Source organism: Streptomyces sp. NPDC085866, assembly GCF_044541035.1.
GTDB lineage: Bacteria > Actinomycetota > Actinomycetes > Streptomycetales > Streptomycetaceae > Streptomyces.
On the sequence record NZ_JBITSQ010000001.1, the window covers coordinates 764,254 to 789,339 of the forward strand.

The window sequence follows — 25,086 nt, forward strand, 5'->3', positions numbered from 1 at the left end:
CACCTCGTGGCAGGACGGATCAACGACGAGGACGTGAAGGCGGTACGGGACGCGGTCCCGATCGACGCCGTGGTCTCCGAGTACCTCCAGCTGCGCAACGCCGGTGGCGGCAACCTCAAGGGGCTGTGCCCCTTCCACGACGAGAAGTCGCCGTCCTTCCAGGTCAGCCCGAGCAAGGGACTCTTCCACTGCTTCGGCTGCCAGGAGGGCGGCGACACCATCACCTTCGTCATGAAGGTGGACCACCTCTCCTTCTCGGAGGCGGTCGAGCGCCTGGCCGCCCAGGCCGGCATCACGCTGCGCTACGAGGAGGGCGGGTACAACCCCGCCCACCAGCGCGGCGAGCGCATCCGCCTGGTCGAGGCGCACAAGATCGCCGCCCAGTGGTACGCCGAGCAGCTCGCCACCAGCCCCGAGGCCGAGACCGGCCGGATCTTCCTCGCCGAGCGCGGCTTCGACCAGGCCGCCGCCGTCCACTTCGGCGTCGGCTACAGCCCCCAGGGCTGGGACCACCTCACCCGCTACCTGCGCGGCAAGGGCTTCACGGACAAGGAGCTGGTCCTCTCCGGACTGTCGCAGGAGGGCCGCCGTGGTCCCATCGACCGGTTCCGGGGCCGGCTGATGTGGCCCATCCGGGACATCGGCGGCGAGGTCGTCGGCTTCGGCGCCCGCAAGCTGTACGAGGCGGACAACGGCCCGAAGTACCTGAACACGCCCGATACGGCGATCTACAAGAAGTCCCAGGTCCTGTACGGCATCGACCTCGCCAAGCAGAACATCGCCAAGGCCAGCCGGGCCGTCGTCGTCGAGGGTTACACGGACGTCATGGCCTGCCATCTCGCCGGTGTGACGACGGCCATCGCCACCTGCGGTACGGCCTTCGGCGGCGACCACATCAAGATCCTGCGCCGGCTCCTCATGGACAACGGCTCGGCCAGGGTGATCTTCACCTTCGACGGCGACGCGGCCGGCCAGAAGGCGGCTCTGCGCGCGTTCGAGGACGACCAGAAGTTCGCCGCCGAGACCTACATCGCGATCGCGCCCGACGGCATGGACCCCTGTGAGCTGCGTCTGGCCAAGGGTGACGAGGCGGTCGCCGACCTGGCCGAACCCCGCACCCCGCTGTTCGAGTTCGCGCTGCGTCAGATCGTGAGCCGCTACGACCTCGACACCCCGGCCGGCCGCGCGGCCGCCCTGGACGAGGCCGCGCCGATCGTCGCCCGTATCAAGAACAGCGGCGCCCAGCACGAGGTGGCCGTCGAACTCGCCGGCATGCTCGGCATCCTCGACACCCAGTTCGTGGTCAAGCGCGTGGCCCAGCTGGCCCGCTGGGCCCGCGAGCGCGGCGGCAAGCCGCAGCAGCAGCCCCGCGGCCCCCAGCAGCAGTGGGAGGCCGGCCCCCGCCCCGGCCCCTCCGGCCCGGCCCTCACCCTGCGCAACCCCGTCTTCGCCGCCGAGCGCGAACTCCTCAAACTCGCCCTGCAGCGGCCCGAACTGGTCTCCCCGGCCTTCGACGCGTACGGCATCGACGAGTTCACCGCCCCGCCCTACGCCGCCGTACGCCAGGCGATCGCGGAGGCGGGCGGCGCCGAGTACGGCGTCCCGGACTCGCAGGAGTACCTGGTCCGCGTGCGCGAGGCGGCGCCCGACGACGCCGTCCGCGCGATGGTCACCGAACTGGCCGTCGAGCCGATCCTGCGCCGCACCGTGGACGAGACGTACGCCGGCACGGTGCTGGTGCAGATCCGCCGCCGCGCCGTGGAGCGCCGCATCCGCGACATCCAGTCCCAGCTGACCCGCCTGTCCACCGGCGGCGACCCCGCTCAGCTGGCCGCGGTGCAGAACGAGATGTGGGTTCTGCAGCAGTACGACCAGACCCTGCGCGTGCGGGGCGCGGAGGCGCTCTAGGCCTCCGGGAAGGCCGGCGTCACGGCCCGCAGCAGCCGGTCCGCGAATTCCCGTTCCCGGTCGGCGAACTGGGGGTACTCGCCGGCGAAGTGGTGCCACTCGACGTACCCTGCGGCCTGCGCCACGTCCGCCGGGGTGACCTCCTTGCGGTGCCGGCCGGCCAGGGTCTCGCTGCCCGAGAGGTGGAAGACGCGCAGCAGCAGGTCGTAGGGGAGCGGGTGGCGTTCGGCCAGGAGCACGGCGTCGTAGAGGTCCTTGCCCTGCGGGTACGCGTCGTCGATCAGCCACATGAGCTTCCAGGCGAGCGACAGCGCGGGCGTGGCCGCGAGCAGGACCGGGCCGCCGGGCAACTGCGCCGGCTCGGGCGGTTCGGGCAGCTCCTCGCCGAAGACGAGGTCGAGCTGGACGTGCCCGCCGGGCAGGCCGGGCGCCGACCAGGGCAGCATCAGCCGTCGGCCGGGCACGCGGTCGTAGGTCCAGATGTCCTCGACCACCGCGCCCCGCGCGGAGAGGGACACCCCGTCCCCGTGCGCAGCGGCGAACGCCTCCGCGGCGGCCGTGACGCCGTCGAACATCCGGGTCGTCGCGGCGTCATGGATGTGCCACGAACGCGGTACGACGACGAAGTCCAGGTCACCGGGCTCACGGGCGGCCTCGCCGAACCAGGCCTCCATCAGCACGCTGCCGCGCAGCACCAGCGACTCGACCCACTCCGAGTCCGCGACCGCGGCCAGCACGAGGTGCAGCGCCCGCCGCCGGGCCGTATGCCAGGCCTCGCCCCGGGCCGGGTCGGTGAAAACGGGGTCGGTGGCCCGGTAGGCGTTCTGGTACTGCTTCAGGGCCGGCTCGAAGACGGACCGTTGCACGACGTCGTCACCGGGCACCCGGACCAGCGTCCTCGGCAGGTCCTGCGCCCGGCGCGTCGCGTCGTCCAGGGGCTCCCGGGGGATCTCCGTGTTCCGCCATCCGAAGTCCTGCCAGGTCCCGCTCATGCCCGTACCTCCCGCGTCGGCCCGTCCTCGAGCCACCCCTCGTCCACCGACTCGTCGCTGTCGTAGAGCACGAACTCCCGCTCCACGGACAGCACGTCGAACCCGTCCAGCTCCGCCAGCAGCCGCTCCAGCGCCCGCCCCGCGTCCTCGTCCGCCACGCCCCGGCAGCGCTGCGTCACGAACCGCTCGTGCCGGCCGCCCTGCTGTACCCGCCGGGCGTTCCACGACAGGTGCGCGCCGTGCGGGACGACCCGTGCGGTCAGTGCGCCGAGGTCGGTGTCCGCGTCCAGCAGCAGCTTCACGTGGTGCTCGAAATACTGTCCGCCGGACCGCCCGCCTGCGCACGGCCCGGCCGGCACCTCCGGTGCCCACGGCACCGACTCGATCTTCACCCGGACCGGTGCGAAACCGTTGGCCCGCAGCGCCGCCACGGTCCGGTCCGCCCGCGCCGACTCCTCGGCGTACGACGTCGATCCGGCGAGGGTGAGCATCGGCTGCTGCCGCATCCGGCCGCGGGCCAGCACGATGTGGGTCAGCTTCAGCCCCGCGGCACCGGCCCAGACGCGCAGCCGCTCCGCCTCGGCGGTGGCCGCGCAGGCGACGGTCACATGGGTTTCGTACAGGAGTCCGGGCACCGGGAGATCGTCGCAGACCGGCCGGGGTGCGGCGCCCGGGTTTCCGGCCCTGGTCACCAACCGGTCACGAGCCGGATGCAAAAAGTCACCGCAAGCCCCTCGTGGCGGAGATGTGTCTTCCCCCACACTGGGGGCGGTGCCCGAGTCCCCAGGGCCTGTCCAGGAGCGCAGGCCGTCGACTCTCCGCTCCCGAAGTACCGCTGCCGCACACCTTGAGCAGCGATCATCCTGGAGGTCGCCCCCGTGCAGACCCAGACCCTCAGCCAGACCGACAGCAGCACCAGCGCCACCGCCGACGAGTCGGACGCCGAGTCCGACGTCCTCGTGGCCGTGCCCCCGCAGGGTCGTGCCCTCGGCCACCCGGAAGACGCCTCCGAGCCGGCGGAGCCGCCCGCCGAGGCGCTGCGGGAGGAACCGGACGAGCCCGAGGCGCCGGAGGAGGCCCCCGAACCCGTCGAGGCCCCCGCCGCCGCCCGTGCCGAGACCGGCGGGCCCTCCTCCGACCTGTTCCGGCAGTACCTGCGCGAGATCGGCCGCATCCCGCTCCTCACCGCGGCGGAGGAGGTCGAACTCGCCCGCCGGGTCGAGGCGGGGCTGTTCGCCGAGGAGAAGCTGGGCAACACCCCCGACCTGGACAGCCAGCTCGCGCTCGACCTGGACCGGCTCGTCGTCATGGGCCGGATGGCCAAGCGCCGCCTCATCGAGGCCAACCTGCGGCTCGTGGTCTCCGTCGCCAAGCGGTACGTCGGCCGCGGCCTGACCATGCTCGACCTGGTCCAGGAGGGCAACCTCGGGCTCATCCGGGCCGTGGAGAAGTTCGACTACGCCCGCGGCTACAAGTTCTCCACCTACGCCACCTGGTGGATCCGGCAGGCCATGTCCCGTGCCCTGGCCGACCAGGCGCGCACCATCCGTGTCCCCGTGCACGTGGTGGAGCTGATCAACCGGGTCGTCCGGGTCCAGCGCCGCATGCTCCAGGAACGCGGCTACGAGCCGACGCCGGAAGAGGTCGCCGCGCATCTGGACCTGCCCCCCGAGCGGGTCGGCGAGGTGCTGCGCCTGGCCCAGGAGCCGGTGTCCCTGCACGCCCCGGTCGGCGAGGAGGACGACGTCGCGCTCGGTGACCTCATCGAGGACGGCGACGCCACGAGCCCTGTCGAGTCGGCCGCGTTCCTGCTGCTTCGCGAGCACCTGGAGGCCGTGCTCTCCACCCTCGGCGAGCGGGAACGCAAGGTCGTCCAGCTCCGCTACGGCCTGGCCGACGGCCGCCCGCGCACTCTGGAGGAGATAGGCCGCCTGTTCGGCGTGACCCGGGAACGGATACGGCAGATCGAGTCGAAGACGCTGAACAAGCTCAGGGACCACGCCTTCGCGGACCAGTTGCGGGGATACCTGGACTGAGGGGGCCGCCCACCTGACGTGAGCGACCCCCGGGGATCAGTCGACCTCGGCCACGGCCTGCGCGAACTGGGCCTTGTACAGCCGGGCGTACGCCCCGTCCGCCTCCAGCAGCTCCGTGTGGGCGCCCTGTTCGACGATCGAGCCGTTCTCCATCACCAGGATCGTGTCTGCGTCCCGGATGGTGGAGAGCCGGTGCGCGATGACGAACGAGGTCCGCCCGTCGGCGAGTTTGGCCATCGCCTTCTGGATCAGCACCTCGGTGCGGGTGTCGACGGAGCTGGTCGCCTCGTCCAGCACCAGGATCGTCGGGTCGGACAGGAACGCCCGCGCGATGGTGATGAGCTGCTTCTCACCGGCGCTGACCCCCGTGCCCTCGTCGTCGATCACGGTGTCGTACCCCTCGGGCAGGGTGCGGATGAAGCGGTCCGCGTGGGCCGCCCGCGCCGCCTCCTCGATCTCGCCCCGGGTGACCTCGCGCGAGGCGCCGTACGCGATGTTGTCCGCGATGCTGCCGCCGAACAGCCAGGTGTCCTGCAGCACCATGCCGATCCCGGACCGCAGTTCGTCCCGGGACATCTTCCGGATGTCCACGCCGTCCAGGGCGATCCGTCCGCCCGAGACGTCGTAGAACCGCATCAGCAGGTTGACCAGCGTGGTCTTGCCGGCACCGGTCGGGCCGACGATCGCCACCGTCTGCCCGGGCTCCACCTTCAGCGACAGGTCCTCGATCAGCGGCTTCTCCGGGTCGTACCGGAAGGACACGCCTTCCAGCGCCACCCGCCCGCGCAGTTCCGCCGGCCGCTCGCCCGGTACCGGATCCGCCTCCTGCTCCTCCGCGTCCAGGAGTTCGAAGATCCGCTCGGCCGAGGCGACACCCGACTGCACCAGGTTCGCCATCGACGCGACCTGCGTCAGCGGCATCGAGAACTGCCGCGAGTACTGGATGAAGGCCTGCACGTCACCGATGGACAGCGCGCCCGACGCGACCCTGAGGCCACCGACGACCGCCACCAGCACGTAGTTCAGGTTCGACACGAACATCATCAGCGGCTGCATCACACCGCTGTTGAACTGCGCCTTGAACCCGGCCTCGTACAGCGCCTCGTTCTGCTCGGCGAACTGCTTCGCCGACTCCTGCTGCCGCCCGAAGACCTTCACCAGGGTGTGCCCGGTGTACATCTCCTCGACGTGCGCGTTCAGCTTGCCGGTGGAGCGCCACTGCTGCACGAAGTGCGGCTGCGACCGCTTGCCGACCCGGGTGGCGACCACGAACGACAGCGGCACCGTCACCAGCGCGACCAGCGCGAGGATCCAGGAGACGTAGAACATCATCGCGAGCACGCCGATGATGGTCAGCACCGAGTTGATCAGCTGGCCCATCGACTGCTGCAGCGTCTGCCCGATGTTGTCGATGTCGTTGGTGGCCCGCGAGAGCACCTCGCCGCGCTGGCGCTTGTCGAAGTACGACAGCGGCAGCCGGGACAGCTTCGTCTGCACGTCCTCGCGCATCCGGTACATCGTGCGGTTCACGGCCCGGTTGACCAGCCGGGTGGCGACCGCCATCAGCAGACCGGCGACCAGGAAGGTGCACAGCGCGAGCAGCAGGACGTTCCCGACGGCATCGAAGTCGATGCCCTTGCCGGGGGTGAAGTCGGTGCTCTTCAGCATGTCCGCGATGGAGCCCTGGCCCCGCTCGCGCATCGACTGGAGCACCTGTTCCTTGGTGGCCCCGGCCGGCATCCTCCGGCCGATGATGCCGCCGAACACCAGGTCGGTGGCCCTGCCGAGGATCTTCGGGCCGATCACGTTCAGAGCGACGCTCACGACCACGCACAGCAGCAGGGCGTAGATGGTGACCCGTTCGGGCCTGAACCGGGCGACGAGCCGTTTGCCCGACCCCTTGAAGTCCATCGAGCGCTGGTCGGGGCCGCCCCCGGCCATCATGCGTCCCATGGGCCCGGCCATCAGGCAGCCTCCGCTTCCGTGAGCTGGGAGAGCACGATCTCCCGGTACGTCTCGTTGCTCGCCATCAGCTCGTGGTGCCGGCCTGCGCCGACCACCCGGCCCTCGTCCAGCACGACGATCCGGTCAGCGTCCCGGATGGTCGCCACGCGCTGGGCGACGATGACGACGGTCGCCTCGGCGGTCTCCTCGGCGAGCGCCGAGCGCAGCGCCGCGTCCGTGGCGTAGTCGAGCGCGGAGAAGGAGTCGTCGAAGAGGTAGATCTCCGGGCGCTGTACGAGCGTGCGGGCGATGGCGAGGCGCTGGCGCTGACCGCCCGACACGTTCGTGCCGCCCTGCGCGATCGGCGCGCCCAGGCCGCCCTCCAGCTTCTGCACGAAGTCCTTGGCCTGCGCCACCTCCAGCGCGTGCCACAGTTCCTCGTCGGTGGCGTCCGGATTGCCGTAGCGCAGGTTGGTCGCGACCGTCCCCGCGAACAGGTACGGCTTCTGCGGCACGAGCCCGACGGTCTTCGCGAGCAGCGCCGGCTCGACCTGCTGGACGTCGACACCGTCCACCAGGACCTCTCCCTCGGTGGCGTCGAACAGCCGCGGGACCAGACCGAGCAGCGTCGACTTGCCGCTGCCGGTCGAGCCTATGACGGCGGTCGTCTCACCCGGCCTGGCTACCAGGTCGATGGACTTCAGCACCGGCTCCTCGGCACCCGGATAGCGGAAGCCCGCGCCCCGGATCTCCAGATGCCCGTGCCGGCGCAGCTCGACGACCGGGGAGAGCGGCGGCACCACGCTCGAGTCGGTGTCCAGGACCTCCTGGATGCGCTCGGCGCACACCTCCGCGCGCGGCACCATCATGAACATGAAGGTGGCCATCATCACGGACATGACGATCTGCATCAGATAGGCGAGGAACGCGGTCAGGTCGCCGATCTGCATCCCGCCACTGTCGATGCGGTGCGCGCCGAACCACACCACTGCGATCGACGACAGGTTCACCACCGTCATGACGATCGGGAACATCAGCGCGAGCATCCGGCCGGTGGCCAGCTGCATCTCGGTCAGGTCACCGTTTGCCTTCCCGAACCGGCTCTGCTCGTACTCGTCCCGGACGAAGGCGCGGATCACCCGGTTGCCGGTGATCTGCTCGCGCAGCACCCGGTTCACCGTGTCCAGGCGGACCTGCATGGACCGGAACAGCGGACGCAGCCGGCGCACGATCAGTGTCACGGAGATGCCGAGCACGGGCACGACGGCGATGAGCACCGCGGACAGCGGCACGTCCAGGCCGAGTGCCAGGACGATCCCGCCGACACACATGATGGGCGCCGACACCATCAGCGTGAACGTCATCAGGGCCAGCATCTGGACCTGCTGGACGTCGTTGGTCGTACGGGTGATGAGCGAGGGTGCCCCGAAGTGACCCACCTCACGGGAGGAGAAGGACTGCACCCGGTCGAACACGGCGCCGCGCACGTCCCGGCCGAGCGCGGAGGCGGTGCGGGCGCCGTAGTACACGGCACCGATGTTGCAGACGACCTGGGCCAGCGAGATGCCGATCATCAGGGCGCCGAAGGACAGGATGTAACCCGTGTCGCCCTTCACGACGCCGTTGTCGATGATGTGCGCGTTGAGTGTGGGCAGGTAGAGGGTGGCGCAGGTCTGCAGGAACTGCAGCAGCACCAGGAGAGCTATGGGTTTCTTGTAGGGCCTGAGGTAGGTCCGCAGAAGTCGTATGAGCACGCTACGTCTCTCGGAGTCGGCGGTAGGGGCTGGTCGGTTGCCCCTGGCCCCTATCGTCGAACACTCCACCCGCGTTACCTCAACCGATTAACCCAGCAGCGGTGCCCGTACGGCCTTGTGAGTTTGTGGCGTTATGGGCGAAATGCCCCGGGGTGGGTCTGCTCCCGCACCGACACGTACTGCTGCCGTACGGCCTGACCCACAGCCAGTTGGTCGCCGGGCTCCAGCACCTGCGCGGCCGGCCCCGGCCAGGCCGGCGGGGTGCGCGGGTCGAGTGTGCCCTGCGACACGCCGAGCGCCCACGCGGCCTGCCGGGCCGCGCCGATCGCCGCGTAGTCCGCGGGCTGCGGTACGACGACCTGCGCGCCGAACAGCGAGGGCGCCGCGGCCTGCACGGCGGGCAGCTCGGCGGCCTGTCCCAGCAGGAAGATCCGCCGCACCTCCACACCCCGCCCGCGCAGCACGTCCAGCGCGTCGGCCAGCCCGCACAGCATGCCCTCGAACGAGGCCCGGGCCAGATGCTCGGGCTTCATCGACTCGCGGCGCAGCCCGGCGAGGGTCCCGGCGGTGTGCGGCAGACTCGGCGTCCGCTCACCCTCCAGGTACGGCAGGAGTACCAGCCCGTGCGACCCCGGAGTCGACTTCATCGCCAGGTCGGACAGGCTTTCCAGGTCCGGCAGGCCGAGGAGTTCGGCGGTGCCGCGCAGGGTGCGTACGGCGTTCAGGGTGGTGACGACCGGCAGGTGCATGCCGGTGGCGTCCGCGAGGGACGTGATCATCCCGGCCTGGTCGGCGAGCGCCTCCGGGTGCACGGCCATCACGGACCCGGAGGCCCCGAGCGACACGACCGCGTCCCCGAGCCCGATCCCGAGCCCGAACGCGGCGGCCATGGTCTCCCCGGTCCCGGCCGAGATCAGCAGCCCCTCCGGGGTCGTGCCGGCCGCGTCCGCCGGGCCGATCACCTCGGGCAGCATCGCCTGGTGGCCGAGTGCCAGCTCGACCAGGTCGGGCCGGTAGCCGCCGGTGGCGGCGGACCAGTACCCGGTGCCGGAGGCTCCGCCGCGGTCGGTGGTCCGGCGCACGGGCCGCCCCAGCAGCTGCCACACCAGCCAGTCATGGGCCTGCAGCAGGGCGGCGATTCGGTGCGCGTTCTCGGGTTCGTTCTTCGCGAGCCAGCGCAGCTTGGTCACGGGCTGCGCGGCCTGCGGCACACAGCCGACGGCCTGCGCCCAGGCCTCCCGGCCGCCGAGCGCGTCGATGAGGTCGGCCGCCGCGATCTGCGCCCGCTTGTCGCCGCCGACCAGCGCCGGACGCACCGTGTTGCCCTGGGCGTCCAGCGGGACCAGCGCGTTCTGCTGCGAGGAGACACCGATGGCCTGCACGCCCTCCAGCAGGCCGCCCCCCGCGGCCTCGCCCAGGGACAGCAGCCAGGCCTGCGGATCCACGTCGCTGGGCCGCCCGCCCGCGCCTTCCGGTGCCTCCACCGGATGCGGGGCGTACCCCTGCCTGAGTACGGCGCCCGTGTCCGCGTCGCAGACGACGATGCGCGTGAAATCGGGCGAGCTGTCCAACCCGGCGACTATCCCCATGTCCAAAATTCTGCCGCATCGCGGCGCTTGTTTTGGCCGTGGGCGCCGTGGGAGTTGCTGTGCTTTGCCGGGTGGGGGCGCGACTACGTGTTGCTCGTGCCCCAGTCGTCCTCCGGGAAGCCGTTGGTGTTGCGCTCGCGGAGGGAGCGGACGCGTTGGGTCACCGAGTCGGGGACGTGGTCGCCGACCTTGTGGGTGACCGTGTGGAAGGCCTTGCCCGCGTAGACGCGGCCCTGCTGGGCGGCGGTCTCCGCGGTGTTGCGTACGGCGGGGTTCTGCGCGATCTGACGAGCGGACTTCTTCAGCTGCTCGTAGCGCTCGCGTCCGGCCCTCGTGCCGAGTACGTAACCGAGGGCCACTCCGGCGACGAACGTGAGCCGGTAGCGCATGGCTGCCACCCTTCCCTGGGGTAGGTCTGTGGTGCGACGTCGGGACCGTGGGGAACCGATTGGCGGAGCACCCCCCTGCTTGCGCTAATGTATGTGTCGCAGCGAGCGAGCGCCGCCTGGCGAATACCCAGGTAGGTACGTTCGATGCAACGAGGCGATCCTCCGTAGCTCAATTGGCAGAGCAGCCGGCTGTTAACCGGCAGGTTACTGGTTCGAGTCCAGTCGGGGGAGCTTCGGTCCTCCGTAGCTCAATTGGCAGAGCAGCCGGCTGTTAACCGGCAGGTTACTGGTTCGAGTCCAGTCGGGGGAGCACGCTGAACGAGGACCCTACGGGGTCCTTTTTCATGTCCGTGGGAACCACGGCGCGCGCGCCTAAGTCCTCAAGGTCAGGAAGCAGCGCAGAAGCCGACCATCCGAAGCAGGAGATCGTATGAGCGGCTATGCTGCGGCAGACGGCGCGCACACATGTACGCGACACGCCGCTATGGGGCGGTAGCTCAGCCGGTTAGAGCAGCGGACTCATAATCCGTCGGCCGTGGGTTCGAGTCCCACCCGCCCCACTCTCGCCCGTCGGCGCAGGAACGTTCTCACCTGGGTCGACATTGCGCCCCCGGGACGCCGGAACGGTGGAGCGACACGCCAGGGATCGTCATCCGGCCCACTGCGTGCCCGTAGGGAAGACGATCAAGCTTCTCTCGCCGACTTGGACGCCCCCGCCAGTGCGCCTCGGCACTGGTCGAGACTCGTCTGTGCAGCTACGTAGTCCACGTCACGCCGTGGGCGTCCGTTACGGCGGTTCGCCCCGTGCGGTGGTCGACATGCTGCCGATCTTCGTGCGGAGGCCTCGTGCACCGCGCGGCCTCCCTCGTGCGGCGCCCAGCAGTACCCGGCTGCACGGCCGGCGGCCCGCGACGCCTCCTCGGCGGCGGTCCGTTCCGCCGCCTGTCATCGGCCCGCTTCGCTGACCAGCCGCACCAGACCCAACCCCGTAGCGCACTGGGTGTGGTCGTCGGCGCACTGCTCGCACATGGCGGAGTGAAGCTGCAGGGCCTTCAGGGCGCGAGGGCGGGTGCGGGGGCGGCAGGCGCGCGGGAGCCGGCTGGTGCCGTGGTGAATGTGAGGGCGCCCTGCAGCGGGGTGCCGGCGAGCAGTCCGGACGGTTTGCCGTCGCCGTCGGACGGTGCGCTGTCGCGGCGGCGGACGAGCGCGTCGGGATCCCATGTCGGGGTCGGCAGGCTGTACCCGTCGGGGCAGGCCGGACCCGCGGGACCTCGCTCGCCCTGCGGTCCGGAGGGCCTTGGCTCGCCCTGGGGTCCGGTCGGGCCGACCGGCCCAACGAGACCCGGAGCGCCGGTTGCGCCGGCGGTGCCGGGCTCACCGGCAGGCCCCTCCTGGCCGCTCCTGCCCGGTTCCCCGGACGCTCCAGGTGAGCCGGGTGATCCGGACGGGCCGGGGGATCCCGGCTCGCCCTGAGGCCCTCGTGGCCCCGGAAGGGGGACGGGCGCCCGGGTGCGGTCCCCAAGGTCTTCGGCTGCCTTGCCTGGGTCGGGTGCCTCAGGTGTCCCGCCTGCGGCTTTGCCCTGTGCGAGGGCCCCGGCCGGCGGCGCGGGGCCGCGGGGCGTGGGGGAAGGAGGGGCAGGACGCGGCTTCGTACACGAAGGCGAGTCGCACCTGCGCGCCGGAAGGCGGACAGCTCCGGCACCGGTCCCGTCAGCAGCCGCACAGCGATGAGGTGGGGCAGGACCCCAACCGCACCAGCCTGCCCGCGGCGGAATTCGCGTGTCTCCTCACGCCCGTTGCCCGTTGCCCGTCATCCACCGCACCGCCTGCCGTCTGCCGCGGTCCCCCAACTCTCCATCAGTTGAAGGATGTAACGCCGCAGGGACCCCTCATACGTTGACTCCGTCGCCGCGGGCGACAGCCAGGGTGGGGCGCTTGCTCTCCCGTCCGGCGGACGTTCTGCGGCGCGAGGGCCGGTCATCGAGCCGCCCCGCAGGCAAGAACTGCCGAAGGAGAACAGAAAAGCCATGACCACCAAGCCGACCCCCCACGGGCCAGGGTGGCGGACGGCGGCCGCGTGCGCCGCGGTCGCCTTCGCCGCCCTCGCCACCTCGGTGTCTCCGCTGACGGCCGGAACGGCCCACGCGGACACCTCCGCCTTGGCGGGCCTGTCCCTGTCGCCGCGCCTGCCCCAGGGCGACGGCCTCGCCCCGTCGTTGGACCTGGCGAAGGACTCGCCGGACTACCGGACCGGAATCGTCGTCAACAAGACGCCGATAGCGGACTGGAGCTTCCTGCCCAACGGTGACGGGAGCTTCCTGATCCGCAACGACAAGACGCAGAAGTGCATCGATTTCGACACCGACAACAACCACCTCGTCGAGCCGGTGTACTGCGACCAGAGCAACAGCAAGCAGAACTGGTACCTGCAGCCCTCGGGCAGCGGTGACGGCTACTACCTCATCCGGAACGTCAACACCAACAAGTGCATGGACGTGTTCGGGGGGAGCGGCAACGACGGCACGACGGTCGGCATCTACGACTGCCATGGCGGCAGCAACCAGGAGTGGATCATCGGCCCCACGCCCAGCCCGGGGTCCACGGGTCCCACCCTCGCGGACCTGGCCACCGAGTACGCCCTGAAGCAGTGCAGCAACGGTTCCAGCATCATCAAGTCGTGCGACTACACGGTCACCGGCGACAGCGTGGCAACGGTGGGGAACCTGCAGCGGGTCAGCTCCAACGTGTGGAACAACAGCACCGACGTCGGGGACCGGACCATCACCTGGACGCAGACCACGTCCCAGACCAACACGGTGGGCAGCTCCATCACCGTCACCAGCGAGGTCGGGATCAACGTCGAGTTCGTCACCGTCAAGGTCAGTAGCGCGATCAGCGCACGCTACGAGCACTCCTGGACGCAGACCGACACCGTGAGCGACGCGAACAAGATATCCGTGAAGCCGAACAACTACAGCTGGGCCATGCGGGGCCAGCTGATGAAGACGGTGACGGGTCACTGGACGTTCACCAATGACCTCGGTGACAAGTGGTCGGGCGATGGCACCGCCACCGTCCCCGCGAAGGACGGCACCGACAATCACAGCAGCGACCTGGTGCTGTGCACGAGCGACAGCACCGCTCAGGTGTGCGTCGACAACCGGTGACCGGCCGGAGTGGCTCCCTCGTGATCCGAGAGCCCTCCACCCCGTGATCTGACGGCATCCCGTCGGACGGTTCTCCGGCTCCGTGAACGGAGCCGGAGAACAACGCATCGCCCCACCGGTCCCGACGAGCGCCGAGTACCGGGAGGTCAGTCCTGCGAAGGTGGCCGCCCGGACCTCTGCCGGCGGGTCACCTCCGCGGCGATTTCGACCCGCGAGGTCATCGCCAGCTTTCTGAGGATGCTGGACACATGGGTGCTGACGGTACTTCGGGCGATGGACAGCCGCGCTGCGATCTCGGGATTGGAACACCCTTCGGCCACGTGCTCCGCCACCAGGCGTTCGGTGTGGGTGAGAGCCTCCCAGCCGTCGCGCACGCCGGTCCGGGTCCGGTGTGAGCCCCGCCGGACGGCGACGGCTCGCAGACGGGACGTCGCCCGTGCCGCGTCCCAGTCCGCGCCCAGCTGCGCGAAGGTGTCCAGCGCCTGGTCGAGCAGGACGCGGGCATCATCCAGTTCCCCTCTGCGTGCCAGTATTTCCGCCGCGTCGGTACAGGCATGTGCCGCATTGAGCGGCCGCGGAGCGTTGCGGTAGCAGCGGACCGCTTCCACGAGCAGATCAGGGTCCCCGCTCAGCAGACCTTGACAGCGGTAGGCATCACCGAGGTGATAAAGGCCGCCGCTGTGGTCGGCCCGCCGCTGCGCGGCGGCGGTGTACCGCTGCGCGTTCACGCGGTCCCCTTGGGCCAGGGCGAGGCGGACCAGATCAGGCGTCAGGAAGCTCAGGATCAGCTGACCCGGCAGATGGCCTATGCCGTTGTCGAACGCCTCGGCGAGCCGGGAGCAGGCGCGCCCGGCATCGCCCTGGGCTTCGTCCAGAAGGGCGCCTGCGCACAACGGCAGGTACTCGTAGAAGGCGGCGACCGTCGCATTGTCGAGCTCAGGCACCGCAGCGGTCAGGTGTGCTTCGGCAAGGGGCCGCCGGCCTCTGTGCACGGCGATCAGCGCTGCCAGCGCCCGCAGCGCCCGGCTCATCGCGGTCTGACCTCCGCAGTTGAGGCCTGCTTCGATCTCGGCCGACGCATCGTCCCAGCGCCCCGCGTGGAACGCGAGGAGCGCGCAGGACAGGTGGTACCAGGGCAGATACATCCCTCCGATGTGCTCCGCCGGTCTTCGTACGGTGGCAAGGGCCTGCTGGGCGTCGTGACGGAGATCGAGGTCGGCGTAGCAGTTGACCAGGGCGAGTTGCAGCCCCACCCACTGCGACGGGTGCATCGTGTCGGGCGTGAGCCGGGACGCCTGCCGTGCCAGTTCCACCGCTTCGGCGTCAGGCGTTTCGAGGAACCGCTTGGCGGCCAATACGTACAGGGCGTTGGCCAGGGCGGAGCTGTCACCGGTCCCGTCGGCGGCGCGCCGCGCACGTGAGGCGACCGCGCCGGCTTCGGAGAGGTCGCCCAGCGCGAAGAGACATACCGCGCTGAAGGCCTGGAGCCGCACTTTCTCGGTCGCTGGTACGTCCGCGCTCCGGCATCCGGCCCGCGCCTCGGTCAGCGCCAGATCAGGCCGGCCGCGGGCGAACGCGGCCTGGATGACGACCCAGCGCGTCAAGCATGCCGACCCGGGCTCGGCCGCCTTGGCCAGCGCGCGGCGGGCACTCTCCTCCGCGTCGGCGAGGTGACCGCAGGAGAGCTGAGCGAGGGCGTGGTACAGGCGGAGGTTGCCATACCCCTCATCCGTGGGGTCGCCGAGCTCCAGCGCCGTGGTGAGCAGCCGTAGAGCCATCGACGGTGCCCGCGTGGTGAGCCGTGCCGCGGACCCGTCCAGCCACGTGATCAGGAAGTCCGGGCTCGGCAACCCGTTGAGCAGGTGCTCGGCAACGCGTTCAGGAGCCGCCCCGGCCTCGGAAAGACACCGCGCCGCTCTCCCATGCAGCATGGCTCGGACCGACTCCGGCACGGCGTCGTACAGGGCGTGGCGGATGAGCTCATGGCGGAAGCGCAGGCACGGGCCGGTGTCCTTCAGCACCCCGGATGCCTCGGCCTCCTCCATGATGGTCAGCAAGTCACGCACCGGAATGTCCACGACGGCGGCGAGTTCGGCGGTGGTGCAACCGGCGCCCAGTACGGAGGCGACGCGCAGCACCTGGAGCACGTCGGCACGCAGATGACGGAACCGGTGCGTCACCAGCGCGGTCAGCGGCGGCAGCGGGCAGTCGAGGGCGATCTCCGCCTGCGCCCCGCCGGTCTCGATGGCATGCTCTCGCCTCAGTGCGGCGATCAACTCGCCGAGGTACAGCGGGTTGCCGGCGGCTCCCTCGGCCATGCGCCGCAGCTGCGGACCGGCCTCCTGGCCGCACAGATCCGCCAGCAGCGCCGTCACGGCCTGCGTATCGAGTGGCGCCAGCTCCAGCAGGGTGCGGTTGCCGGCGACCAGGCTCCGTGACAGACGGTCGACTTCCCCGGCTCCTGGCGCGGGTCGGTGGGCGCCCACCACCAGGAGCGGCAGTTGATGCACCGAACGCACCAGCTCGCGCAGCGCCGCCACGCTTGCCTCGTCCGCCCACTGAAGGTCGTCGAGGAACAGTGCCAGCGGCCCTTGCGCACACATCTCCTCGACCAGCCCGAGCATCGCCTCGATCGTCGCGGCATAGGCCCCCGCCGCCTCGCTCGTGGTGCCCGGAAGCCCGTAGCGAGCCTCGCCCCGCAGGACCTCGGCGGCCCGGGCCCGCGGGGCATCCGAGGGAGACTCCTCCAACCTCAGACAGCTCGAGACGACCGCGAACGGGCGTGGCAGTTCCAGGTCCTGGGCACTTCCGTGCAGCACCCGGATGCCCATGCGCTCTGCGTTCGCGGCAGCCTGCTCGAGCACCGCGGTCTTCCCGACACCGGCCTCACCGACGACGAACGCGACCTGTCCCTCGCCCGCGAGCGTGGACTCCGCCAACCCGGACAGCTCCGCCAGCTCGGTCGCACGGCCGACAAGACGACCTTCGAAAGCAGTCATTACCACGTCCCAATGCCATGCAATGCCAGACAGTTCTTAGCACATGTCTTGGATACGCGTAGTGAGTGACCGTCAACCGGTCGAGATCCGTAAGATCCTGAGCCGAGTCCTCATTTGAGATACGGTCCGTCGGTGCCGATCTTGCCGGGCGCTGCGTTGGAGCCGCCCAGGTCCAGGACGTAGACCCGCAGGTTGCCCTTGCCGGAAGCGGGGACGTCGAGGGTGCCGTTGGTGACGGTGACGGACTGGCCGGTGACGGCCTCCTTGTAGGTGCCGTCGAGGATGCCGGTGAAGGTGGCGCCGTTGCCGACCGAGACAAGGGCGTAACTGTCGACGCCGGTGGCCGCGTCGGTGTAGCGGCGCTTGAAAGCCATGTCACCGCTGACGCCCTCGGTGGAGTACTGGCCCATCTGCAGGGCGGGGACGGCCCGGCGGATCTGGTTGAGGCGCTGAAGGTGTTTGACCAGGGGCTGCTGCAGTGTGGTGGCCACGGCACCCGAGGCGCTGGAGACTTCGGAGAAGTCGCTCGCCGTGACCTCGCCCGCCACCTTGTCGCCGTAGTAGGCGCGCCCGGTGTCGGCGAGCGGGCAGGTGGGGCCGCAGTCGATCCGCTTGCCGGCCTGGAACTCGATCTCCGATCCGTAATAGAGGGTGGGAATACCGCGGAACGTCCACATCAGGGACATGTTCTCGGCCCAGGCGTCGGTGCCCCCGGCGTAGCGCGTGCTCGACTTGTTCGGGCCGTAGTCGTGGCTGTCGACGTAGACGACGTTGTAGGTGGCGTCGTTGGTGGAGTCGTCGGAGTCCTTGCCGTTGTTGAAGGCGTTGGACGCGTAGCTGAAATTGTTGTGCATGCGCATGTCGATGATGTTCATGCCGCTGAACCGGCTGTGGTCCGGGGTGTGGTAACTGTTGCCGTCGAGAAAGGCGTTGGCCGACGCGGGCTGGCCGGCGGGGCCCAGGTTCTCCTCGTAGGTGTACTGGTCGAGTGCCGCCTGGACGTCGTCGTCGGTGTAGTCCTTGCGTTCCTTCCACGTGTAGAACTGCGCGGAGTGGTTGACCGAGCCGTGGTTCCACTTGTCGTTGACGAAGGCGGCGACCTCGCCGAAGACGAAGAAGTTCTTTGCCTTGTCCGGGCCGAACCTACGGGTGACTTCGTCGTGGATCGCGGGCAGGAAGCGGCGGTTCCAGGTGATGCGGGGCACGTGTACGGCGGTGTCGATCCGGAAGCCGTCCACGCCCATGTCGATGTACTTGTCGTAGGCGCCGATCAGGTAGTTCTGGACGGTCGCGTTCTCGGTGTCGAAGTCGGCCAGGTCCTCGTGGATCCAGCAGGAGCGGGAGTCCTCGCCCTCCCAGTTGCCCAGCCAGCACTGGTGGTAGAGCGCTGCGGGGAACAGCTTGTTGGTGGGTGAGGGCCACTGGCAGTTGTAGAGGGTGTAGCCCTCGGGGCTGTACTGGCCGGTGGGCTTGCCCCAGTTGAGGCAGGTGTTGCCGCTGGGCTCCGCGGTCGACCACAGATCGCCGTTGTAGTACGACTTGCCGGAGACGGGTTCGACGGTCAGGCCGTCGTAGTCGAAGTCCGCGTTCGGCCGGTCGTAGTACCAGGACCACTGGGAGTCGCGCACGCCGTAGACCTTGGGGACGAACAGGCCCTTGGCGCCCCAGCGGGAGGAGTGGTTGTAGACCACGTCCTGGTAGATCTTCATGCCCTTGGCGTGGGCGGCGTTGATCAGGTCCTGGTAGGAGGCGCCGGCCGACTCCAGGCGCGGGTCGACACGGTAGAAGTCCCAGCCGTGGTACCCGTGGTAGTCGTAGTCCGAGCGGTTGAGGACGACGGGGGTGATCCAGACCGCGGAGAAGCCGAGGGCCTTGATGTAGTCGAGCTTCTGGATCAGGCCCTTGAAGTCGCCGCGGAACATGGGGTCGTTGTTGGCCGCGTTGCCGGACTTCACGTCTTGGCTGCCGCCGCGGTCGTTGGAGCTGTCACCGTCGTAGAAGCGTGCGGTGAGCACGAAGTAGACCGGGTCCTTGCGCGGATCGCCGCCGAGCGGAGTACCCGAGGCGGCGGGCGGCGGTGCGTCGCCGGTGATGGCGCACTCCGACGCGCTCGCGGCGGAGAGGTTGCCCGCCGAGTCCAGGGCCTTCACGGTCCAGCAGTAGGAGGTGCGGGTCTCCAGGCCGCTCACGGAGAGGACGGTGGAAGAGGTGTTGGTCACCGAGGTGCCGCCGCTGCCGCCGGTGCGGGTGATCTGGTAGCCGGTGACGCCCACATCGTCGGTGGCTGCGTTCCAGGTGAGCACCACGGAGGTGTCGGTGACGCTCGCGCTCACGCCCGTGGGCGCGCCGGGCGCGGTGGTGTCGGGTGCGGAGGCGGCGCAGGGGTCGGTGGCGTCGGCCGTCACCGTGTGGTCCTTGACCTTCGAATTGCCCTGGGGGAGCTGGTAGTTGGCGCCGTTGTCGTTGTCCCAGACACCGTTGCCGTTGTTGAACGTGGCCTGCCAGGTGGTGGCGGAGCCCAGGTCGACGGTCTTCTTCACCCAGCCGGTGCAGGCCGGGTCCATGCCGACGCCCGGGACGGTGGTCCAGCTTCCGCCCGCGGGCGCCCAGTGCAGGTTGACGGTGGGCCAGCCGACGGTGGCGGTCGAGTACCAGACGGTCGCAGTGTTGCCCGCCGGGGGCTGGGTCGAACCGCACGGGTCGCTGTGGGCGACCACGCCGTCCCTGACCGTGATCTTTCCGGTGCCGAGCTGGTAGTTGGCGCCGTTGTTGTTGTCCCAGGTGCCGGAGCCGTTGTCGAAGGTCGCCTGCCAGGTGGTGGCGGAGCCCAGGTCGACGGTCAGCTTGACCCAGTCGGTGCAGGCGGAGTCCATTCGGGTGCCGGGGACGGTGGTCCAGCTACCGCCGGAGGGCGCCCAGTGGAGGTAGTACGACGACCAGTTCCGGGTCGGCGTGTAGTAGAAGACCGTGGCCGTGTTCGTCGCGGCGACGGCGTTCGTCACCGCGTGCGCGGGCGCGCCGGACAGCAGCGGCGCGAGCAGTCCGAGCAGTGCGGCGAGGAGAGCGGTCAGCGGCCGGGGCCGGCGCCTTCTGCCAGGTGGGCGTGCGCGGTCCATGGTGGGGGGAACTCCTCGTGCCGGGGGCCGCGGCGGGGCGCGGCCGTGCGGGTGGTGGTGCGAATCCGGCGGTCACTTGGCGATCAGGACCAGGACGGCGCGGCCGTGCAGCCGGTACACGGTGCCGGTGCCGCCGATCGAGGCCTCGCTGCCGGGGCGGGCGACCTGGTCGGCGCCCTCGGCCCAGGCGGAGGTGTCGGTGACGCGGTACCAGGTCTTGCGCGCGCCGGGGGACGGGAGCGTGAAGTCGACGTCGCCCGACCAGCCGTTGTTGGCGACGTAGATCGCGCTGCTCGGGTCGCCGAGTTCGGTGCCGTCGTAGCGCCAGGCGAGGGCGTGGTTGTTGGGGTTGCCCCAGTAGGTGCCGTCGGGTGCACTGCCCGTGGGGGTGAACCAGTCCAGCTCGTCCATGCCGTTGCCGTTGCCGTCGGCGGCGCTGTAGAAGTCCGCCGGGCGCAGGGCCGGGTGGGCCTTGCGGAAGGCGATCATGCGCTCGGCGTAGGTGTGGAAGGTGCTCTGGTCGCCGGTGAGGGACGTGGTGAGCCAGTTGGCCGAGGAGTCCAGGTTGTAGGGGTTGTTGTTGCAGCGGATCGAGCGCAGGTACTCGTCGCCGCCGGTCATCATCGGCGTACCGGCCGACAGCATCAGGAACGCGAAGCCGTTGCGGGCGGCCTTGCGCTGATCGGCCGCGACTCCTCCCTGGTCCCAGGACAGGTTGTAGTCCGATCCGCCGTCGGACGGGCCGTAGGGCCAGGCCTGGGTGTTGTTCTTGGTGGTGCAGCGGTAGAGGTCGGCGAGGGTGAAACCGTCGTGCGCGACCATGAAGTTGACGGAGTTGAAGGGCGCGCGGCCGTTCGGCTGATAGAGGTCGGAGGAGCCGGCGAAGCGGGTGGCCAGGTCGCTGGGGGTGACGTTCTCCACGCCCATGGCGTTCTGGTCGCGGCGCATGGTGTCACGGAACTTGTCGTTCCATTCGGACCATCCGGCGGGGAAGTTGCCGACCTGGTAGGTGCCGCTGCCCAGGGCCCAGGGCTCGGCGATCCAGTCGGTGCCGGTTCCGCCGGTTGCGGGACGGGCGGGCATCAGGGCGGTGATGCGGTTCAGCGCGGTGTCCGGGTCGGTGCGGCTGTACTGGAAGCAGCCGTGCTGACAGGTGTTGCCGAGGACCGGCGCGAGGTCGAAGCGGAAGCCGTCGACGCCGAGGCTGTCCTTCCAGTACGCCAGTGAGTCGGTGATCAGGTTTCGTGTGACGGGGTTGTACGTGTTGACGTTGCCGCCGACGCCGGTGTTGTCCCACGGACTCTGCATGTCGCTGGTGAGCGAGTAGTAGGTGGGGTTGTCCAGGCCGCGCAGGGAGAACAGGTTGTAGGTGTTCTTGTCGCCCGCGTTCCATGGGCCGCCCTCGCCGGTGTGGTTGTAGACCACGTCCGTGAAGACCTTGATCCCGGCGTCGTGGAAGGCCTTCACCATCTCCTTGAACTCGCGGGTGGGGCCTCCGGCGCTCCGGTCGGCAGCGTAGCGGCGGTCCGGCGCGAAGTAGTCGAGGGTGGAGTAGCCCCAGTAGTTGTCCCCCGTCGTGCTGGTCGGGTCCACGTCGTTGGCGTCGTTCTGCGTCTCCTGCACGGGCAGGAACTCCACCGCGGTGACGCCGAGGGCGGCGAGGTCGGTGGCCTTGAGGGCGGCGCCCTTGTAGGTGCCGCGGTAGGCGGCAGGGACGGAGGGGTCGTTCTGGGTGAGTCCGCGGACGTGCACCTCGTAGACGACGTCGTCCTTCAGGGAGCGGGTCGGCTTGGTGCCGGTGCTCGTGGTGCCGGCGGCGAGGACGATGCCCTTGGGGGCCTGCGGGGCGCTGTCGACGGCGCGGTGCTGGGGGCCGGTGCCGTAGACCGAGGCGTCGGTGTTGGTGGGGGTGACCGGGTCGTGGGTGAGCTCCCGGGCGTAGGGGTCGGTCAGCAGCTTGTTCGGGTTGAACCGGTTGCCGGCCGCATCGACGTCCGCCACGAAGCCGGCGGTGGAGCCCTTGGTCCACGCAGGGTCGTAGGGCCAGTTGGCGCCCCAGGCCCGGTAGCCGTAGTAGACGGGGCCGGTGATGCCGTACTGCTGCTGGAGCGTGGTCACGGGGACGGTCACGGACCAGACGTCGGTCGTGGCGTCCTTGGTGAGCGGGACGGCGGCGGCCTCCTGGCTGCCGGTCGGCGTGGCGTAGAGGTACAGGTCGATGCGGGTGGCGCGGGAGGAGTAGACCCGGAACTCCACGTTCGCGCCGGTCGCGTCGTAACGGGCACCCAGCGGACCGCCGGTCGCGGCCGCGGCCGGGGTGGCGAGGCTGCCGGGGGCAAGCGGTGCGGCGAAGGCGGCGGTGGCGGCGAGGACCGCTGTCGCGGCACGTATGCCGAGGCGGCGTCTTCTCCGTGTGCGGACAGGGGGGTACGAAGACACGGCGGCTCCTGAGGGCAGGCAGGGCAAGCCCCGGCGCTGGTCCCGAAGCGCCGCCGGCTTGAAAGGAGTTGCTGAATCTTGCCGGAAAGTAGTGCAAGCTTTGAGTACCGTAAAGACCTCGCGCACGATCGGCAGGTTCGGAATCGCAGGGCGGATCAGCGGGGCGGATCGCGTGGCCCACGCCCCTTGCGCGCCGGGCTCGACCGGGTCCAAGATCCGTCGCGTCGCTCACCTGCAACGTCCTTGGGGCATCGGGGGATTGTCATGCTCAGAACGCGATTCATGGCGTCGTTGGCGCTGTCCGCGCTGTTCGTGGTGCCGCTCGCGGCCGGATGCACCGGTGACGGGAAGAGCGAGGGCGGCCGTGGCGAGCCGTCGGCGTCGGCGTCCCGGGACGACTTCGGCTGCCTGGGCGGCGATCAGCTCGACGGGTCGATCGAGTTCGAGGTGGGAGGCTTCCCGGTCGGCGGCTATCTGACGGGCAAGGGAGCCACCGGCGTCGTGCTGTCACACATGGCGAACAGTGACGTGTGCTCCTGGGTGCCGCAGGCCGACCAACTCGCCGGCGAGGGCTACCGGGTGCTGGCCGTGCAGAGCATCGGCGACGAGGCGGCCGAGATCACCGCGGCGGCCGGACTGCTGTCCGACAAGGGCGCCACCAAGGTCATCCTCATGGGTGCCTCCAAGGGGGGCACGGCCTCGGTCGTCGCTGCCCCGAAGATCGTCAAACCCCCCGTCGCCGCGGTGATCAACCTCTCCGGGCCCAGCGTCTACCAGGGCATGGACGCCGAAGCGGCCGCCGCGCACCTGACCGTCCCCGTGCTGTACGTGGCCGCCAAGCAGGACTCCGGCTTCGCGCAGGACGTGACGGCCCAGGACAGGCAGTCCAGGAAGTCACCGGACGCGAGGCTGCACCTCGTCGACGGCAACGCCCACGGCACCGACATGTTCGGCGCCGACCCCCGGGTGTGGGTGGACGTCAAGGCGTTCATGGCCAAGTACAAGTGACCCCGCGCGGGCGGTTGTTCGCTCAGCCTGCCCGGGTCACAACGGTGCGGGCCCACAGCCCGTGCTGCCGCGAGGTGGGGCGCGCCTCCATTACGGCCCTCGAAAGCCCGGACGTAACGTCCCCGTGACTCCGAAGCCACACACCGGATTCGGAGCACGCACGGCTGCCTTCCCCGCCCCCGCCCGTCGCGATCTCCAGGTGGCACGATGAACCCCACTTCACCCCCATCCGTACCACGCCGCTCATGGCGCCTGACATGGCCCCGTCCCGCCTCCGCGGCGGCGACGGTCCTGTCCCTGATCGCCGTGGTCCTCGGACTCTCCCCGGCTCCGGCGCAGGCCGCGAGCCTGCAGGAGGTCACGGGCTTCGGCTCCAACCCGGGCAGTCTGCAGATGTTCCAGTACGTTCCCGACGGCCTGCCCTCCGGGGCGCCGCTGGTCGTGGCCCTGCACGGTTGCACCCAGAGTGCGAGCGACTACTACGGCCACTCCGGCTGGCCCAAGTACGCCGACCTGTACGGCTTCGCGGTGGTCTTCCCGCAGACCACCGGTTCCAACAACGTCAACTCCTGCTTCAACTGGTTCCAGTCCTCCGACTACACCCGGGGTCAGGGCGAGGCGCTGTCGATCAAGCAGATGGTGGACTACGCCAAGTCCCACTACGGCAGCGACCCCAGTCGCGTCTACGTCACCGGGCTGTCGGCCGGCGGCGCGATGACCTCGGTCATGCTCGCCGACTACCCCGACGTGTTCGCGGGCGGTGCGATCGACTCCGGCATCCCGGCGGGCTGCGCGACCGACCTCCCCAGCGGTCTGACCTGCCAGAACAGCGCGGTCAGCAAGACCCCGCAGCAGTGGGGCGACGCGGTCCGCACCGCCTCCGGCAACTGGGGCGGGCCCTGGCCGCGCGTCGCGATCTGGCAGGGCACCGGCGACACCACGGTCAACCCGGCCAACGCCGCCGAGGAACGGGACCAGTGGACCGACGTTCAGGGCATCGGCCGGACCCCGTCCTCGACCACCACCCTGACCGGCGGCACCACGCAGGCCGTGTACAACGACTCGAGCGGCAAGCCCGCGGTGGAGACCTTCTCCGTCTCCGGCATGGCACACGGCCTCGCGGTCAACCCCGGCTCCGGCACCGACCAGTGCGGCAGCACGGGGACCTACTACCTCAACTACATCTGCTCGTCGTACTGGACCGCGAAGTTCTGGGGCCTGGACACCTCGGGCGGGGGCGGCACCAGCAGCCTCCCGGCACCCACCGGGCTCACGGTCACCGGCACGGCCGACACCACGGTGTCGCTTTCCTGGTCCGCGGTGAGCGGCGCGGCCTCGTACAACGTGTACCGCGGCGGCAGCAAGGTCGGCTCGACCACCGGCACGTCGTTCGACGACACGGGGCTCAACTCCGGCACGCACTACAGCTACACCGTCGCCGCGGTGGACTCCGCCGGCGCGGTCGGCACCCGGTCGTCGACGGTCTCGGCCACCACCACCGGGTATCAGCCGCAGTGCTTCACGGACAACAACTACAACCAGGTCGCGGCCGGCCGAGCCCACCAGAGCCTCGGCTACGTCCATGCCAACGGCTCCAACCAGAACATGGGCCTCTACAACGTCGCCGTCACCCACACCCTTGAGGAGACCTCGTCCGGCTACTACGTGATCGCCGACTCGGGCTGCCCGTCCTGACGCCAGGCTCTTGAGCGGGTGACCGCTCAAGAGCCAAGACATGGCCTGTA

13 protein-coding genes, 3 tRNA genes and 1 pseudogene are annotated in these 25,086 nt (G+C 70.0%); 8 read left to right on the plus strand and 9 right to left on the minus strand.

Annotated elements, in window-relative coordinates; all coding sequences use genetic code 11:
* Positions 1–6: 6 nt before the first annotated feature.
* Positions 7–1,908 (plus strand): DNA primase, encoded by a 1,902-nt coding sequence (gene dnaG / locus ACIF83_RS03350; RefSeq protein ID WP_393465412.1) that lies wholly within the window; start codon positions 7–9, stop codon positions 1,906–1,908.
* Here the strand turns inward: dnaG and ACIF83_RS03355 are convergent.
* Positions 1,905–2,900: a nucleotidyl transferase AbiEii/AbiGii toxin family protein gene (locus ACIF83_RS03355; RefSeq protein ID WP_398137379.1), complete on the minus strand. Its 996-nt coding sequence runs from the start codon at positions 2,898–2,900 to the stop codon at positions 1,905–1,907. The two genes, dnaG and ACIF83_RS03355, sit on opposite strands and share 4 nt — an antisense overlap.
* Positions 2,897–3,535, minus strand: coding sequence for a hypothetical protein (locus tag ACIF83_RS03360; protein WP_399723090.1), 639 nt, complete (start codon positions 3,533–3,535; stop codon positions 2,897–2,899). The genes ACIF83_RS03355 and ACIF83_RS03360 overlap by 4 nt, the downstream gene beginning before the upstream one ends.
* A 200-nt stretch (positions 3,536–3,735) precedes the next feature.
* Between ACIF83_RS03360 and ACIF83_RS03365 the strand changes: the two are divergent.
* Positions 3,736–4,936: pseudogene (locus ACIF83_RS03365) on the plus strand (RNA polymerase sigma factor).
* A gap of 36 nt (positions 4,937–4,972) precedes the next feature.
* Here the strand turns inward: ACIF83_RS03365 and ACIF83_RS03370 are convergent.
* The 4 genes from ACIF83_RS03370 to ACIF83_RS03385 all read right to left on the minus strand — a co-directional run bounded on the left by ACIF83_RS03370 (position 4,973) and on the right by ACIF83_RS03385 (position 10,612).
* Positions 4,973–6,901, minus strand: coding sequence for an ABC transporter ATP-binding protein (locus ACIF83_RS03370; protein ID WP_399723092.1), 1,929 nt, complete (start codon positions 6,899–6,901; stop codon positions 4,973–4,975).
* The gene (locus ACIF83_RS03375; protein ID WP_399723094.1) at positions 6,901–8,634 is read right to left on the minus strand and encodes an ABC transporter ATP-binding protein; all 1,734 of its coding nucleotides are present in this window, start codon (positions 8,632–8,634) and stop codon (positions 6,901–6,903) included. Before ACIF83_RS03375 ends, ACIF83_RS03370 begins: the two co-directional genes overlap by 1 nt.
* Positions 8,635–8,765: 131 nt before the next feature.
* The gene (locus ACIF83_RS03380) at positions 8,766–10,223 is read right to left on the minus strand and encodes an FGGY-family carbohydrate kinase (RefSeq protein ID WP_393465425.1); all 1,458 of its coding nucleotides are present in this window, start codon (positions 10,221–10,223) and stop codon (positions 8,766–8,768) included.
* Positions 10,224–10,306: 83 nt separating this feature from the next.
* Positions 10,307–10,612 (minus strand): YtxH domain-containing protein, encoded by a 306-nt coding sequence (locus tag ACIF83_RS03385; RefSeq protein ID WP_393465428.1) that lies wholly within the window; start codon positions 10,610–10,612, stop codon positions 10,307–10,309.
* 158 nt (positions 10,613–10,770) lie between these two features.
* On the opposite strand from ACIF83_RS03385, the gene ACIF83_RS03390 reads away from it, so the two are divergent.
* The 4 genes from ACIF83_RS03390 to ACIF83_RS03405 all read left to right on the plus strand — a co-directional run bounded on the left by ACIF83_RS03390 (position 10,771) and on the right by ACIF83_RS03405 (position 13,779).
* Positions 10,771–10,843 (plus strand) — tRNA-Asn (locus tag ACIF83_RS03390).
* A gap of 6 nt (positions 10,844–10,849) precedes the next feature.
* Positions 10,850–10,922: transfer RNA gene (locus ACIF83_RS03395), tRNA-Asn, on the plus strand.
* Between the two features lie 176 nt (positions 10,923–11,098).
* Positions 11,099–11,172: transfer RNA gene (locus ACIF83_RS03400), tRNA-Ile, on the plus strand.
* Between the two features lie 1,467 nt (positions 11,173–12,639).
* Complete coding sequence (locus ACIF83_RS03405) at positions 12,640–13,779, plus strand: RICIN domain-containing protein (protein WP_393465431.1); 1,140 nt, start codon at positions 12,640–12,642, stop codon at positions 13,777–13,779.
* A gap of 146 nt (positions 13,780–13,925) precedes the next feature.
* On the opposite strand, the gene ACIF83_RS03410 is transcribed toward ACIF83_RS03405, so the two are convergent.
* From ACIF83_RS03410 to ACIF83_RS03420, 3 genes are all read right to left on the minus strand, one after another.
* A complete protein-coding gene (locus ACIF83_RS03410) occupies positions 13,926–16,778 on the minus strand; it encodes an AAA family ATPase (protein ID WP_399723097.1) in 2,853 nt (950 codons plus the stop codon).
* 110 nt (positions 16,779–16,888) lie between these two features.
* Positions 16,889–19,894, minus strand: a complete 3,006-nt coding sequence (locus ACIF83_RS03415) for a carbohydrate binding domain-containing protein (RefSeq protein WP_399723099.1) — start codon at positions 19,892–19,894, stop codon at positions 16,889–16,891.
* A 72-nt stretch (positions 19,895–19,966) separates the two neighbouring features.
* Positions 19,967–22,333: a glycogen debranching protein gene (locus ACIF83_RS03420; RefSeq protein WP_399723101.1), complete on the minus strand. Its 2,367-nt coding sequence runs from the start codon at positions 22,331–22,333 to the stop codon at positions 19,967–19,969.
* A gap of 264 nt (positions 22,334–22,597) precedes the next feature.
* Here ACIF83_RS03420 and ACIF83_RS03425 point away from each other — a divergent pair, with 264 nt between their 5' ends.
* Together ACIF83_RS03425 and ACIF83_RS03430 are read left to right on the plus strand one after the other, a co-directional pair.
* Positions 22,598–23,341, plus strand: coding sequence for an alpha/beta hydrolase (locus ACIF83_RS03425; RefSeq protein WP_399723103.1), 744 nt, complete (start codon positions 22,598–22,600; stop codon positions 23,339–23,341).
* 207 nt (positions 23,342–23,548) lie between these two features.
* The gene (locus ACIF83_RS03430; RefSeq protein WP_399723105.1) at positions 23,549–25,036 is read left to right on the plus strand and encodes a PHB depolymerase family esterase; all 1,488 of its coding nucleotides are present in this window, start codon (positions 23,549–23,551) and stop codon (positions 25,034–25,036) included.
* Positions 25,037–25,086: the final 50 nt, after the last annotated feature.

Bases quoted from the DNA above. Each gene is read 5' to 3' on its own strand.
- ACIF83_RS03355 (WP_398137379.1), bottom strand. From the start codon at position 2,900: ATGAGCGGGACCTGGCAGGACTTCGGATGGCGGAACACGGAGATCCCC.
- ACIF83_RS03370 (WP_399723092.1), bottom strand. From the start codon at position 6,901: ATGGCCGGGCCCATGGGACGCATGATGGCCGGGGGCGGCCCCGACCAG.
- ACIF83_RS03380 (WP_393465425.1), bottom strand. From the start codon at position 10,223: ATGGGGATAGTCGCCGGGTTGGACAGCTCGCCCGATTTCACGCGCATC.
- ACIF83_RS03385 (WP_393465428.1), bottom strand. From the start codon at position 10,612: ATGCGCTACCGGCTCACGTTCGTCGCCGGAGTGGCCCTCGGTTACGTA.
- ACIF83_RS03405 (WP_393465431.1), top strand. From the start codon at position 12,640: ATGACCACCAAGCCGACCCCCCACGGGCCAGGGTGGCGGACGGCGGCC.
- ACIF83_RS03410 (WP_399723097.1), bottom strand. From the start codon at position 16,778: ATGACTGCTTTCGAAGGTCGTCTTGTCGGCCGTGCGACCGAGCTGGCG.
- ACIF83_RS03415 (WP_399723099.1), bottom strand. From the start codon at position 19,894: ATGGACCGCGCACGCCCACCTGGCAGAAGGCGCCGGCCCCGGCCGCTG.
- ACIF83_RS03425 (WP_399723103.1), top strand. From the start codon at position 22,598: ATGCTCAGAACGCGATTCATGGCGTCGTTGGCGCTGTCCGCGCTGTTC.
- ACIF83_RS03430 (WP_399723105.1), top strand. From the start codon at position 23,549: ATGAACCCCACTTCACCCCCATCCGTACCACGCCGCTCATGGCGCCTG.